General features: G+C 72.1%; 10 protein-coding genes and 1 pseudogene. 2 read left to right on the forward strand and 9 right to left on the reverse strand.

Annotated features, from left to right (window positions below; translation table 11 throughout):
* Window positions 1-25: 25 nt before the first annotated feature.
* From BJP25_RS36150 to BJP25_RS11320, 9 genes are all read right to left on the reverse strand, one after another.
* Entirely contained in the window at window positions 26-976 is a 951-nt protein-coding gene (locus tag BJP25_RS36150; RefSeq protein ID WP_075974743.1) for a cold-shock protein, read from the reverse strand.
* 466 nt (window positions 977-1,442) lie between these two features.
* Window positions 1,443-2,009, reverse strand: a complete 567-nt coding sequence (locus BJP25_RS11285; RefSeq protein WP_075974744.1) for a DUF6346 domain-containing protein — start codon at window positions 2,007-2,009, stop codon at window positions 1,443-1,445.
* Entirely contained in the window at window positions 2,002-2,976 is a 975-nt protein-coding gene (locus BJP25_RS11290; protein ID WP_075974745.1) for a WXG100 family type VII secretion target, read from the reverse strand. Before BJP25_RS11290 ends, BJP25_RS11285 begins: the two co-directional genes overlap by 8 nt.
* Entirely contained in the window at window positions 2,973-3,299 is a 327-nt protein-coding gene (locus BJP25_RS11295) for a type VII secretion target (RefSeq protein WP_075974746.1), read from the reverse strand. Before BJP25_RS11295 ends, BJP25_RS11290 begins: the two co-directional genes overlap by 4 nt.
* Entirely contained in the window at window positions 3,296-3,730 is a 435-nt protein-coding gene (locus BJP25_RS11300) for a YbaB/EbfC family nucleoid-associated protein (protein ID WP_075974747.1), read from the reverse strand. The genes BJP25_RS11295 and BJP25_RS11300 overlap by 4 nt, the downstream gene beginning before the upstream one ends.
* Window positions 3,731-3,889: 159 nt before the next feature.
* Window positions 3,890-4,225 (reverse strand): DUF6292 family protein, encoded by a 336-nt coding sequence (locus BJP25_RS11305; RefSeq protein WP_075974748.1) that lies wholly within the window; start codon window positions 4,223-4,225, stop codon window positions 3,890-3,892.
* A 150-nt stretch (window positions 4,226-4,375) separates the two neighbouring features.
* Complete coding sequence (locus BJP25_RS11310) at window positions 4,376-5,131, reverse strand: ZIP family metal transporter (protein WP_075974848.1); 756 nt, start codon at window positions 5,129-5,131, stop codon at window positions 4,376-4,378.
* A gap of 235 nt (window positions 5,132-5,366) precedes the next feature.
* Window positions 5,367-6,296: an epimerase gene (locus BJP25_RS11315; protein ID WP_075974749.1), complete on the reverse strand. Its 930-nt coding sequence runs from the start codon at window positions 6,294-6,296 to the stop codon at window positions 5,367-5,369.
* A 112-nt stretch (window positions 6,297-6,408) separates the two neighbouring features.
* Window positions 6,409-6,957, reverse strand: a complete 549-nt coding sequence (locus tag BJP25_RS11320) for a hypothetical protein (protein WP_143218990.1) — start codon at window positions 6,955-6,957, stop codon at window positions 6,409-6,411.
* Between the two features lie 389 nt (window positions 6,958-7,346).
* On the opposite strand from BJP25_RS11320, the pseudogene BJP25_RS36540 reads away from it, so the two are divergent.
* Window positions 7,347-8,207 (forward strand): annotated as a pseudogene (locus BJP25_RS36540) (SpvB/TcaC N-terminal domain-containing protein); the annotation flags it as partial.
* 36 nt (window positions 8,208-8,243) lie between these two features.
* Window positions 8,244-14,711 (forward strand): toxin TcdB middle/N-terminal domain-containing protein, encoded by a 6,468-nt coding sequence (locus BJP25_RS11325; protein ID WP_233158004.1) that lies wholly within the window; start codon window positions 8,244-8,246, stop codon window positions 14,709-14,711.
* The last annotated feature ends 26 nt before the right edge of the window (window positions 14,712-14,737 follow it).

Below are 14,737 nucleotides of genomic sequence, written 5' to 3' on the forward strand. Positions count from 1 at the left end.
GATCAGCCGTCGGTGGGCCGCCGAATCAGAGGCGTTCGACGCGGTCGGCCTGCGGGCCCCGGTCGCTCTGACGCACCGCGTACCGGACCCGGTCACCCTTCTGCAGCGGCTCCGAGCCCATGACCACGGACACGTGGGCGAAGAGATCGTCGCCGCCTGCGTCTGGGGTGATGAAGCCGAAGCCGCGGTCGCCGTCGTAGCGGGCGACGACGCCCTCGCCGCCTCGGACGGGCACGTCCCGTGCGGCGGGCCCTGCGGCCGCGGCAGGTGCCGACCGCCGCGGCGGCGCCGCCTGGGGCTCGGCGCCCCGGACCAGGTGCACGTCGCGGGCCTGCGGGCCCTTGTCCCCACTAGCCACCTCGTAGGCGACGCGGTCGCCCTCCGCGAGCCACGTCAGACCCTCGGCCAGGGACCGGGCGTGGACGAAGATGTCCCCAGCGCCGGAGTCGGGGTTGATGAAGCCGAAGCCCTTGTCCTCGTCGTACCAGGCCACCGTGCCGTCGGCACCGTCCGCGACACCAGTCGCAGCGGGTGCGCCTGCGCCTGGTCCCAGCGGGATCACGTGCGCGGCCTGCGGGCCGCGCTCGCCTTCGACGACCAGGAAGGCCACCCGCTGCCCCTCGGTGACCACGCCGCCGGTCACGATGGCGGAGCTGTGCACGAAGATGTCGACGCCGCCGCCGTCCGGCGACGCGAAGCCGTACCCCTTGGCCGGTTCGTACCAGTTGACGGTGCCGAGCACGCCCACGGCGCTGCCGGTGGCGGCGTCGGCGGTGACGCGAACGCGCAGCGCTTGGGGCCCGCGGTCGTTCTCGCCCACCTCGAACACGACGGCCTGACCCTCGCGGAGCACCTTCGCGCCGCCGTCCCCGACGAGCTCGGAGACGTGCACGAACACGTCCGGCGAGCCGTCCTCGGGCGCGAGGAAGCCGAAACCCCGTTCGGCGTCGAACCAACGAACGGTCCCTTGCGGCATCGAAGACTCCAGGTCGAGAGGGCGGGCACTGGCCCCCAGTCTCTCTGACGGCCTTCCGGTCCTTCGGGCCGGGCCCACAGGCGGGCGGTGCGGAGCCAGGGGCGGGCCGTTGGTTCACCCAGCGATACGCCGAGTTGAGACCAGGTCTCAACCCCTTGGCCGTTGCGACGGGTCGCCCAACCAGACGATGTCGTTGGGTTCAGCGGTGGAGGTTCACCCGGTAGACAGACGGCCACGCGCACACAGCCCCGCCGAATAGAAAGACCCGTCGCTGCGCCAGCGTAAAGCCCCGCTGTCTGTCGAGCGCCGCCGCAGGCTCGTCGTCCGCTGTGCGACCACCTTTTCAGTCCGGAGAACCAAAGACTCAAAGAAGCCCATCGAACGATCTGGTCAGCCCAGCCCCGACACTTTTCTTCCTGTTTGGCGGTACGTTGTGGACAACCCAGCGTGACCGCCGGGCCGGACCTTATCGGAGGGATGCGCGCTGCTTGCGGCGGCGTTTGCGTTTTCGGTTGCCTTTGCGCTTGAAGGGAGGCGGCGGTGGCTTCTCGGGCGGTGGTTCGGGTAGCAGGCGGTCCACGAGAGCGCCGAGCAGTCCGCCGAGGACCAGGCCGCCGGTGGCAAAACCCATGAACAGGACGAAGACCAGTGCCGAATCCTGCCGGTGGGGGTAGTCGGCGGTGTAGAGGTTCTTGCCCTTACCTCCGCGTTTACCGCTTTGCTCGTCCAGGCGGACATCGACCGTGGTGCCGCTGATGTCGCGCACGGCGAATACCCGCTTGGACTCCACTTTCCGGTCGTCGGACCACGTCACCCGCGCCTCGCAGGTTTTCGTCAGCCAGAGGTAGCCGACGTTGTCCGAGCACGTGGACACCTCGGCTGTCCCCGTGCGGGTGGTGTTCGGCGGGTTGGTGTCGATCCCGAAACGCTCCATGACGGCCGCCATGGGCCAGATCGTGGCGGCCATCATCAAGGCCGCCGTGGTCGAGATCAGGCCGATCCGGATTCGGCGTGGCTCTTTTTCCTCAGTCATCGGGGTTCAGGGTGTCGTTGATGGACTTCGCGCCTTCCTTGACCACCTTGGTGGCGTTGTGGTCGAGTGCCTTGCCGAGGGTCGAGTCCGTTCGGCGCTCCACCCAACCCGCGTACTTCTTCACCCCGCCTGAATGTTCGGCCAGCACGCCCAGGGTCCCGGTGGTCTCCCGGATCACCTGGTTGGCCTCGCGGCCCAGTTCATTGGACGCCCGGCCCAGCGACCTGGCCGCGTCGGCGGACCGGTCGCCGAGGACGCGGTACTTCGCGACGAAGCCCTGGATGGACTGCAGGAGCTTGCCCAGGCGCTTCTGGAGCTTGGCGACCAGCTGTGCCGCGTCGGCGACGACGCTGGTGGCGAAGACGGCCACGGAGGCGCCGCAGGTGAACCAGGAGGACGCCAGGGCGAGCAGGGCGCGGGTGATGACGTCGCTGATGAAGGTGGCGATGAGGTCGAACACGATCGCCCGCTCGGTGGCGACCACGACGCCCGCCACCTTCACGCCGTCGGCGGCATCCCGAGCCTGGGCGGCGACTTGCCCCAGGGCGGCGATGTAGCCGTTCGCGACGCGCCCGTATCCGCTGGCGGCGTCACCGCTCCAGCACGCGGTGAGGGGCATCGCGTCCCGGTACTCGTCAGCCATGTCGTCGATGCGCTGTGCGACGTTCTCCCAGGTCTTGGCGATCGCCTCGATGTGCGCAGGGTCGCCGGTGAGCACTTCCAGCGGCTCGCGGATGAAGTCGATGTGCTCCATGAGCCAGCCGACGCCGGCCTTGACCACTTCCCCGAGCGGGTTCATCACCAGCGACAGCGCGTCGAGTCCGACGACGAACCCGTCCACGGCCAGCTCCTGCCAGCCTGAGCCGTTGCCGATGTCCTTCGCCAGGGCGAAGCCCGATTCGCCCAGGCCGGTGCCTGCCAGAAGCTCGACTCCCTTGGGTTGTGCGATCAGGTCGTCGCCGGTCACGCCTGGCCCCCGTAGGTGTCGAAGTGCTCCTGGAGGTCGCGTTCGAGGTCCTCGTAGTTGGTGGTGCTCTGCTTGACGCCCGCGGCCAGGGCCTCGGCCAGGTCCGCCGCGCTGCGCAGCATGTCGTCGCTGTTGCCCTGGAACGCTTGGAGCGCCGGGATCAGCAGCGGGGAGCACAGCAGCCCGTAGGCCTCGACGCCGCCGAGGCCTACCTGGTCGCCCGCGGCCGCGGCCTCGCGGACGCCCGCCGACACCGACGCGACCTTGCTCGCGTGCGAGCTCAGCGACGCGGGGTCACCGATCTCGTAGCCCCCGCTGGTCACCGGCGCCCCCCGAAGCCGTGGAAGCCGTCGTCCTCGGTGCTCGGTGGCGCGTCGGGGGCTTCTGGTCCCGGTGCGGCGGGCATGGCCTGCCGGACGAGGTCGAGCGCCTCGGAGTCCGGGCCGACCAGGCCCGCCATGATCTCCATGGTGCGGGTGGCCGCCTGCCGCGCGGCCTGCTGGTAGGTGCTCATGATCAGCGCTGCCAGCCTGCGGTGCCCCATCCGGTCGGCGTCGGGGGACAGCGTCAGCGCCGTCAGCCCGCCGCCGGGGTTCACGGTGATCGATACCGCCCGGTCCGGGCTGGTCACCACCGCGGAGTTCTGGGCAAGCTGCGCTTGCGCGTCCTGCGCGGTGGCAAGCAGGGCCGCTGTTCGCTGCTCCTGCTGTCGAAGCCACTCGTGCGGGTCGCGGATGGTTCCACCTGGTGTCATGACGTCGTCCCCCCCGGGATCGTGCGCTGCGTCCGGGGGCGAACATAGACGCGAGCGGACCTCAGGGTGGTGCGAATGGATCAATCCATCACCCGATGGAGTAGTCCGGTCGCCAGTGCGGCCCCGGGGCTGGCGGACGATCTGGCAAGGGGGGACGCACTAAGCCGCGCGGAGCCGATCAGCAGTGCGCAGACCCGCGAGGAACGCGACGACCTCGTCCGGCGGTGGGGTGGTGTTGCCGCCGAGGTGGCTGATGACCACGGGCGGGTCGCCGGGGCGCGGTTCGACCGCGGCCGACCAACCTCGCTCCTCGTCCCAGAGCAGGGCGACGTCGTGGTCGGGGTAGTCGGGCAGCCGGTCGTCGAGGGCGATGTAGGCGGAGACCGGGGTGTCGTGGTCGAGGGTGCAGGACTCCAGGCCGATGCCCAACGCGTCGGTGACCTCGGCCAGGTAGTCGATGAACGCGGTGCGGGGGTGAACAGTCGGCAGGTGCACGGGCTTCGCGTCCTTCTCGCGTGTCTCATCCGCGGGGGCGGCGCCCCCGGGCCCGATGGGGTGGACCCGCCGTCCGTGGCGACAGCGGGCACCACCAGTTCTACCATGTCGTCAACCAGATGACAATGACGCGGTCGTCGACGCGCTGACTCAGGCGTTGCTGAGGTGGGAGAGGCCGAAGGCGATGAGGAACCCGCTGACGGTGATCAACCCGATCCACAGGTGCGCCTGCTCGAACGCCTCGGGGATCATCGTGTCGGCCACCATCGCCAGGATCGCCCCGCCCGCGACGGCGGTGATGGCGGCCAGCAGCGCGGGCGGGGCGTCACCCAGGGCCGCGTACCCCACCATGGCCGCGATGGCGCTGATGACGGCGATGCCCGTCCAGAGCCCGAACACGTAGCGCGCGGACCGGCCCGCCTTGCGCATGCCGGACGCGCTGGAGAGCCCCTCCGGGACGTTGCTGATGAACACCGCCGCCACCGTGACCGCGCTGACCGAGCCGCCGCCGAGCAGGCTGGTGCCGATGACGATCGACTCCGGCACCCCGTCGAGCAGCGCGCCGAGCGCCAGGGCGGTCCCCGAACCCTCCTGCTCCCCCTCGGACGGCTGCTGGTCACCCGACCGCTTGCGGTGCTTGGCGCCGCGGCGGGCCAGCGCGACGTTGGCCAGCGTGTAGACGACGGCACCGCCCAGCGCGCCCGCGGCCGTCGCCAGCAGCCCGCCCTGCTCCGCGGCCTCGGCGACCAGGTCGAACGAGACCGCGGACAGCAGTACGCCGCTGCCGAAGGCCATGACGGACGCGACCACCTTGGTGGGCACCTTGGCCAGGAACCCGAACAGCGCGCCCACGAGCAGGGCGGACCCGGCCAGCAGCCCCCACCCGCCCGCCGCGAGAACTCCCATCACCGCACCCTCCTCACCTGTGCCCGCCTCCGGGACGGTCCCCGGGTACCTGCGGATCCGGCCAGGCAAACCCTGGCCCACCGCTGGGGCAGCGCACGGCGACGATCACCTGTGCGGCAGCAACGGCGCCCGTCGACGCTCGACCTCCCAGCACGCCGCTGCGGCGGACGTCCTTGACGGAACCGGTATCGGCGTTGGGGGGTAAGCGGCACTCCCCGCTCTGGCCGTGGCGGCGCTAAGCGCGGGATCGGGCGCGGTGGACCAGGTCCCTGGCTGCCTCGGGCCAGTCGGGGTGGTCGAAGGTGAAGCCGGCGTCCAAGAGCCTGCCGGGCACGACCCGGCGGCTCTTGAGCAGCAGTTCGGTGTCCGCGCGGATGGCCCACGCGCCGAGCTCGGCCATCCACGCCGTCGCGGGCAGGCCGATCGGCACCCCGCAGGCCGCGCGGAGCCCGCGCATGAAGTCCCCCTGGGGCAGCGGGTTGGGCGACGCCAGGTTCACCGGGCCCTCCAGGTCGCCCGCCAGCAGGAAGAGGATGGCGCGGGAGAAGTCCTGTTCGTGCATCCAGGAGAGCCACTGGCGCCCGCCCGCGACGGCGCCGCCGAGGCCCAGGCGAGTCATGCGGCGCAGGACGTCGAAGGCGCCGCCGGGGGCCGGGCTCATCACCATGGAGGTGCGCAGGGCCACCTGCCGGGTGTGCGGGGTGCGGGCCGCGGCCTGCTCGGCCTCCCACTCGGTGGCGATGCGGACGCTGTAGCCCCAGTAGTCGGGGACGCCCGGCTCGTCGCCGCCGATGACGCCGGTGTCCTCGTCGTTGGGGGCGTCGTACCGGTGGGCGTAGATGGTGGCGGTGCTCATCTGCAACCACACCGACGGCGGGCGGGTGGCCGCGGCGATCGCCTGCCCCACCACCCGGGTCGAGTCGATGCGGGAGGCGAGCATCTGCCAGAGGTTGTCCTTGGTGTAGCGGCAACCGACGCTGCGGCCCGCCAGGTTGATCACCGCGTCGGCGCCGTCGACCTCCTCGGCCCAGGGGCCCAAGGTCTTGCCGTCCCAGCGCACCCCGCCGGACCGACCGATGATCACCACCTCGTGCCCCGCGGCGACCAGGTCGCGCGACAGGAACTCCCCCACGTGCCCGGTGCCCCCCGGGATGACGATCTTCACGGCTGCCCCCTTGCGTCCGCCTAGGGGAACCGTACGCCCACGGCGGTGAGCCGCGTTGTGACTTCGCTCAAGCACCGGTGCCGCCTGCGCCGCAGGCGGCACCGGTCACCCGTCAGGGCTTGAAGAGCAGGTACTCGTAGGTGATGCCGGACCCGCAGTTGGTGCCCTGCCGGGTGGCGGTGTAGGACCACCCGGTCGGCGGGTAGCAGGCCCAGACGCCGTTGGTCGGGATCACGATCTTGTACTCGTAGGTGATGCCCGAACCGCAGTTGGTGCCCTGCCGGACCCCGTAGTAGGTGTGTCCGGACAGGATGGTGCACATCCAGAGGCCGTTGGTGGGCGTGTAGAGCCGGTACTCCCACGAGATCGAGTTCGGGCTGCAATTGGTGCCCTGGCGCGCACCGACGTAGGACCAGCCGGACGGCACGATGCACGCCCAGAGGTCGTTCGACGGCGCGGTCACGTTGTACTCGTACGGCAAGGAGCCGCAGTTGGTGCTGTAGCGCGCCCCGGTGTAGGTGCTGCCCGCCGGGACCGAGCACGCCCACACGCCGGTGGCCCCGGCGGGCGCGGCGGACGCCGCACCCGGCCCAGCCATCAGCCCGGCGGCCGCCAGCAGCGACAGCAACACCACCGCGAGCGCTTGTCTGCACCTCGACATGACCGATTTCCCCTTGTTGGTCGAAGGAACGTTCACAATGAGGAAACCAGCAGCTGGCCGCGGCGCCCATAGCCCACTGGGGTGGCCGCCACCTCCATTGGAGTGATTACCGAGATTGAATTCAGCGTTCGAATGATTTCTTTGTACATTTTCCGCACCCGACCTGTTGTTGCCGCAGGCGCTTGAGGAAGCGTTGGTGGGCGACCGGATGGTGGTGTGTTCGGTGATCGGGGGGCATCGGGCGTTTCGGGCGGGGAAGGGGTTGGGCGTCACGTTCCGGGATGGGCGGCGATTCACAGTAGACACAGGGTCGGGGACGCAGGGCTGCCGCAGGGGCCGGAGGTCGTAGGGTGGCTGAGCAGGGCGACGGGGAGTTGCGGGCGCCGGTGGTGTCGCTGCCCACCGGTGGTGGTGCGATCCGCGGGGTCGGTGAGGCCTTCACGACGAATCCGGTCACCGGGACCGCTTCGTTGCGGGTTCCTGTCGCGGTGTCTGCTGGGCGGGCGGGGTTTGCGCCGGAGTTGGTGCTGAACTACGACTCGGGGGCGGGGAACGGGCTGTTCGGGCTGGGGTGGTCGCTGGAGTTGCCTGCGATCAGCCGGAAGACCGACACCGGGGTGCCTCGGTATGACGACTCCGACGTGTTCGTGCTGAGCGGGTCCGACGACCTGGTGCCGGAGCCGACGACGCGGCCGGTCGACGGGTTCACGGTGCGCCGGTACGCGCCCAGGGTTGAGGGGGCCTTGGCGCGGGTTGAGCAGTGGCGGCACGACCTCACCGGGGATGTGCACTGGCGGTCCATCAGTCGTGACAACGTGCTGACTGTTTTCGGGGCTGATCCGGGATCTCGGGTTGCCGACCCGGCGGATGACAGTCGGGTGTTCAGCTGGCTCGTCAGCCAGGTTCGGGATGACCGGGGGCAGGTGGCGGTCTACCGCTACGCGCGGGAGAACTCGGACAACGTGGCCGTCCACTCTGCGCCTGAGCGGCATCGGGACGAGGACGCGCGAGGGGCGGCGCGGCATCCGGTGAGCATCCGGTACGGCAACGAGGCGCCGTTGTTGGATGCTCGTGGTGGGCGGCCGCGGTTCCTGAGCGGTGAGCAGGTCGAGGCCGCGCGGTGGATGTTCGAGGTCGTGTTCGACTACGGGGAGACCGATGGGGCTTGGGCGGTGCGGCCCGATCCGTTCTCGACGCGGCGGCCGGGGTTTGAGGTTCGGACTTATCGGCGGTGCCATCGGGTGCTGATGCGCCACCGCTTTTCGGATGACCCGGCTGGTGAGTTGGTGAAGTCGACCGAGTTCTCTTATGGCGGCGACGTGTATTCGCTGCTGGCCTCGGTCACCCATGTCGGGTACCGGGATGGGGTCTCCCGGCAACTTCCGCCAGTGGAGTTCACCTACAGCCCTGCCGATCTGGCGCCCACCACGCACTCGGTGGAGGGCGCGCCGGACGGTGCTGCGGCGCGGTGGGTCGACCTGGATGGGGAGGGTGTGCCGGGGGCGCTGGTCACCGGCGCGGGGGCTTGGTACTTCCACCGCAACCTCAGCCCGTTGGGTGCGCCTGCCTTCGCCCGCGCCGCGGCTGTGGCCACGACGCCCGGGGACACCGAGGGGCGCCAGCTGCTGGACCTGGCGGGGGACGGCAGCCTTGACCTGGTTGACCTCTCCGGCCCGGTCCCGGGCTTCGCCGAGCGCACGGCGGACGGGTGGGCGCCGTGGCGGGCGTTCGCGGCGCTGCCGGTGGTGGACTGGGCCGACCCGGGGGTGCAGTTCGTCGACCTGACCGGCGACGGCAGGGCCGATGCGCTGGCCCCTGGCGAGCCGGTACCTCGTTGGCACCCGGCCCTGGGGGAGGCCGGGTTCGGGGGTGGGCTGCCGGTGGAGGCGGGTGGGGGTCGGCCGTGGGACGCGACCCGGGATGAGGCCGTGTTCTTCGCCGACCTGACCGGTGACGGGTTGGCCGACCTGGTCCGGGTGCGGCCTGGGGAGGTCGTCTACTGGCCCGCCCTGGGGCACGGGCGGTTCGGCGCGCGGGTCGACACCGAGGGGGCGCCGCGGTTCGACACCCCCGACCTGTTCGACGCCCGACGGCTGCGGTGGGCCGACGTGGACGGGTCCGGTCCGACCGACCTGCTGTACCTGGGTCGGGACGGCGTGCAGGTGCACCGCAACCTCTCCGGCGACTCGTGGGTGCTCGCCGGGGTGCTGGACGCGGTGCCGCCGCTCGACACCGACACCACCGTCGAGGTCGTGGACCTGCTCGGGGACGGCACGGCGTGCCTGACGTGGTCCTCGGCGCGGTTGCCGCTGGCGTGCACGTCCCTGCACGCGGACAAGCCGCACCTGCTGACCGGGGTGGACAACAACCTGGGCCTGCGCACCCGGGTCGAGTACACCCCCTCGACCCGCTACCACCAGCGCGACCGCCAGGACGGTAGCCCGTGGGCCACGCGGCTGCCGTTCCCCGTGCACTGCGTCAGCCGCACGGTCGTCACCGATGCCTGGCGCGGGACGCGCTTCGCCACCGACTACAGCTACCACCACGGCCACTACGACGGGGTGGAGCGGGCGTTCCACGGGTTCGGGCGGGTCGAGCAGGTCGACGTCGAGTCGTTCGAGGAGTTCGCCGGGGCCGCGGCGGGGACGCCGTTCGCCACCGGTGAGCGCGCGCTCCAGCAGGCCGCGGTCAAGACGGTGAGCTGGTTCCACACCGGGGCCGAGGTCGACCTGTCCGCCGAGCACGCTCCCGGGCCGGACGTGGTCGTCGCCGGGGTGGAGGTGGTGGATGACCTGGACCCCGAGGAGCGCAGGCAGGCCGTGCGCGCGGCGAAGGGGACGCTGCTGCGCCGCGAGCGCCACCAGCTCGACGCCCTGGGCGCGCCAGCCCGGCTGCTGTCCGCGGAGACCACCCGCGTGGGTGTCCGGCTCGTCCGCCGGGGGCCTGTCCACAGCGTCTTCCAGGTGGTGGACGTCGAGTCCGCGTCGCAGCACCACGAACTCGACGTGGGTGCCGAGCCCGACCCGCGCACCACCCACACCCTGACCTTGCGCACTGACGACCTCGGCAACCCCCTCCAGGTCGTCACCGCGACCTACCCGCGCCGGGGCAGCTACACCGACGAGTTGCCCGCCGCCACCGTGGCCGCGATCCGAGCGCTGCAACGGCAAGTTCGGGTCACCCACGTCGAGACCCGCTACACCGACGACGTGACCGGCGCCGACGACCACCGCCCACGCCTGCCCTGCGAGACCCGCACCCATGAGCTGACCGGCCTCATCCCGCGCAACGGCACGCACTTCACCACCGTTGAGCTGCGGGAACTGAGGTTGAGCCAGGTCCACCAAGACGACGGCGTCCCCGTCCCGGACCAGCTCCCCCACCGCTACGCCGACGGCCTGGGCCCCCGCAGGCGCCTGGTCGCCCACAGCCGCACCCTCTTCAGCGACGGCCACTCCCCCGCGCCGTGGCGCGGCCTGACCGGGCGAGGACTGGTGCACGAGCACCACCGGCTCGCCCTCACCGAGGCCCTGCTCACCGAGGTGTACGGCGCCAAGCTGACCTCCGAGGTCCGCGCCGCCCTGGACGACCCGGCCCGTTCCGGCTACCTCACCGGCGCCGCGCTGGCCGACCGCTTCCCCGGCGAGGACACCGCGGGCCAATTCTGGGCGCGGTCGGGCACCGCCGGGTTCACCGACGACCCGGCGGCCACCTTCTTCCAGCCGACCCGGTTCACCGACCCCTACGGCGCCGTCACCACCCAGACCTACGACGCCCGCGCCCTGCACGTGGCCACCAGTGTCGACGCGGCGGGCAACACCACGACGGTTGAGCGCTACGACCACCGGGTGCTGGCCCCGGCTGTCCTGCGCGACGTCAACGACAACCGCACCGAGGTGGCCTTCGACGCCCTGGGCACCCCCGTGGCGCTGTCGGTGCTCGGCAAGGGCGACGCCGACGACCCGTTGCCCGCCGCCCTGCTGGACCCGCCGCCGGACGAGGTCGCCGCGTTCCTCAACCGGCCCGACCTCGACGAGCCCGCGGCCCGGCGCTGGCTGGCCGGGGCCACGGTCCGCTACCTGCACGACCTCGGGGGGCGCAGCGGCGAGGACGGTTCGGTGGTGTGGGCCGCGCACCCGCCCGCCGCGTGCACCCTGCGCCGCGAGCGGCACCTGCGGTCCCCCGGCGGCGCGAGCAGCCCGGTGCAGGCGGCGTTCGTCTACTCCGATGGCGCCGGGTCGACCCTGCTGCGCAAGGTTCCAGCCGCCCCCGCCGAGCCGGGTGGACCCGTGCGCTGGGTCGCCTCCGGGCGGGTCGTGGTCAACAACAAGGGCAACCCGGTGCTGGCCTACGAACCGGCGTTCGCCGACCCGGACATCGGGCTGCGCTACGAGACCCCGCCCGCAGCGGGCTTGGCCACCACCACCCACTACGACGCCGTCGACCGGGTGGTTCGCGTCGACCTGCCCGATGGGGCCGTGCGCCGCACCGAGTTCTCCCCCTGGCACGTCACCACCTGGGACGAGAACGACGCGGTCATGGGGTCCGAGTGGTACGCCCAGCGCGCTGGGCTGCCCGAGGACAGCGCGGACGGCCGCGCCGCACGCCTGGCCGCCGAGCACGCGGGCACCCCGACCACGACCCTGCTCGACGGCCCAGGGCGGGTGGTCGCGGCTGTGGCGCACAACCGGGTCCGCGACGACGCGGGCGCGGTCGTCGACGAGCGGTCGGTGACGGTGACCCGGTTCGACCACCAGGACAACCCGCTGTGGACCCGCGACGCCCGCGGCAACCTCGTCGTGCAGGTGGTGCAGCCTGCCGGGCCCGTCCGCGGCGACGGCGACCCCGCCGGGCGCTGCACCGGCTACGACCTGCTCGGCAACGCCCTGGTCGAGCGCGGCGCCGACACCGGGTCCCGCTGGCGGCTGCCGGATGCCACCGGAGCGCTGCTGTTCGCCTGGGACGAGCGCGGCACCCCCGGCGGACCGGTCACCACCAGGGTCCACCGCACCGACCGCGACCTGCTGCGCCGACCGGTCGCGCAGTGGTTCGCAGACGGCGGCGAACCACCCGTGCTCGTGTCCCGGTACGCCTACCGCGACGGCACCGACGCCGAGGGCGCCGAGCTGAACCTGCACGGCAGGCTGCACCAGCACCACGACGAGGCCGGGCTGGTGACCACCGCCCGGGTGGACGTGGACGGCAACGTCGTCGAGGTGACCCGGCGGCTGCTGGCCGACCACCGGGCCGCGCGCGCGGACTGGTCCGGTGACCCGGCGGCGCTGCTCGACACCGAGGAGTTCACCGAGGCCAGCGAGTTCGACGCGCTCGGCAGGGTCACCCGCCGCTACGACTGGCACCGCGGCGTCGGCGCCCGCGTCGCCGTGCACGACACCGAGTACGACGCGGGCGGGGCACCCACCGCGATCCGCTTGCTGCTGCGCGCCATCCGCACCGGGACAGGGCACACCGAGGACGCCGACACACGCGCCACGACCGTGGTCGAACGCATCACCTACGACGCCTCCGGCCACCGCAGCACCGTGCGCCACGGCAACGGGACGACCACCACGCACGAAGTGGACCCGGCCACCCGCAGGCCGCGCCGGTTGAGCACCACCCGCACCGGGGCGGCAGCGGTGCAGGACCTGCACTTCACCCACGACGCCGTGGGCAACCTCGTGGAGGTGCGCGACGACGCCGTCCAACCGGCCTTCTTCGCCAACCAGGTGGTCGACGCGCGCACCCGCTACACCTACGACGCCTGTTACCGGCTCACCTCCGCCACCGGCCGGGAGAACGGCGCCGCGCTGGGCGCGGTCGGGCAGGACACCCCGGCGGCGGAGCGGGTGGGGTTCCCCGTGACCACGCCGGGCACCCTGCGCTCCTACAGCCAGGACTACACCCACGACACCGTCGGGAACCTGCTGCGCGTGCGCCACCACGCCGGGCCGGGCAGCTGGACCCGGGTGCTGACCCCGGCCGACGACGGCGACCGGCTCGCCAGCACCGCCGTGGGCTCCGACCTGCCGGTCGCGCACCGGCATGACAGCCGCGGGAACCTGCTCAACCTGGCCGCGACCGACGACCACCTGGAGTGGGACCACCGCGACCTGCTGCGCTTCTACGACCGGGGCGGCGGTGGGCGCGTGCACTACACCTACGACGCGGGCCGCGAGCGCGTGCGCAAGGTCAGCGACGACCCCACCGGCACCCGGGTGGCGTGGAGCCGGATCCGGTTGGGCGGCACGGAGGTCTACCGCCGCTACAGCCGGGGCGCGGTGGTCGAGCACGTCGAGTCGGTGCACGTGGGCGACGGCGTCGGGCGGGTGCTGGTGGTCGACGACGTGCTGGTCTCCGACCAGGTGCCCGCAGGGCCCAGGTACCGGTTCCAGGTCTACGACCACCTCGCCTCGTCCACGGTGGAGCTCACCGAGACCGGGGCCGTGCTGTCCTACGAGGAGTACTACCCGCACGGCGCCACCGCCTACTCCGCTGTGGACAAGGACATCCGCACCACCGCCAAGCGCTACCGGTTCACCGGGCGCGAGCGCGACGAGGAGAGCGGCCTGAGCCTGCACGGCGCCCGCTACTACGCGCCCTGGCTGGGCCGCTGGACCTCCGCCGACCCGTCGGGCCTGGTCGGCGGCATCAACCCCTACACCTACGCCCACGCCAACCCCGTCGAACTCCGCGACGACAACGGCAAGTGGCCCGAGTTCGTCGACAAGCTCCGCAAGGACCCCGGCGCCACGCTCAAGCAGGCGGCCGCCACCGTCGGCAAGGTCGCCCTGTCCTACGCCGAGACCCGCCTCACCCAGCTGTCGGACAAGGCGCAGATGCTCAACCCTGTCACCGCCACCGTCACGCTGGGCGCGGCGGCCGTGCAGAAGGTGACGACCGAGGTCAAGGCGGTGAAGGCGGCCTACCAGCAGGGCGGCGGGGGCGCGAAGGGCGCGGCGCACGCCACGGCCCGCGCGTTGGCGGGCTCGGTCGGCGCCCACGTCGGGGACAGCGTGGCGAAGGCGGTGAAGTCCGGTGGCGGCGCGGCGAAGGCGGTCGACGCCGGGCTCGCCGCGCTCGCGGACGACACGAAGGAGCTGAACCCGCTCTACCAGCTGGGAGTGGGTGTGGTGGGCGCGCCGACCGCCACCTACGACGCCTTGCAGCGCGGCGACACGACCGCTGCGGGCAAGCACCTGGCGGAGGGGCAGCAAGGGCTGGAAGAGGCCGCCCAGGCCTTGATCCCCCTAGCCGCCGAGGCGGGCGCCTTCAGCAAGGCCCGGCCCGACCTGACTGTCCGGGCGATGAGCGGCGGCGAGAGCATCACCCACGCCGAGGGGGGGACCCTGCCGATCTCGCACGAGAAAGCCGCCACCGTGGTGGCCGAGCAGATGGAGTCGCTGGGCATCCCCGAGCGATACCGCGGCTACACCGATCTCGACACCGGGCGGCGCGTGCCAGCCTATGAGCCGGTGGAGACCGGCAGGATCGGCTCCAACGTGCGGGAGGGTTCGGCCCACTCCGGCATCGGCATCGACGCGGGCGTGCTGCGCGGCATACCCGAATGGACGGCGTGGAACGAGGCCGACCTGCCCGCGCGGGTGCAAGCCGTGACCCAGCACGAGTGGTGGGAGTTCAAGGGCTTCGAGCACGCCGAGGCGTTGCTCGAAGGCCACGCCCAGCGGTTCACCCTGCCCATCGGCGAAGGCGCCAAGGCGATCCTGCGATCCATGGGCCTTCCCCGCAAGTAGCCCTCCCGACAGCACCAGCGACCCGA

Source organism: Actinokineospora bangkokensis (assembly GCF_001940455.1).
Lineage (GTDB): Bacteria > Actinomycetota > Actinomycetes > Mycobacteriales > Pseudonocardiaceae > Actinokineospora > Actinokineospora bangkokensis.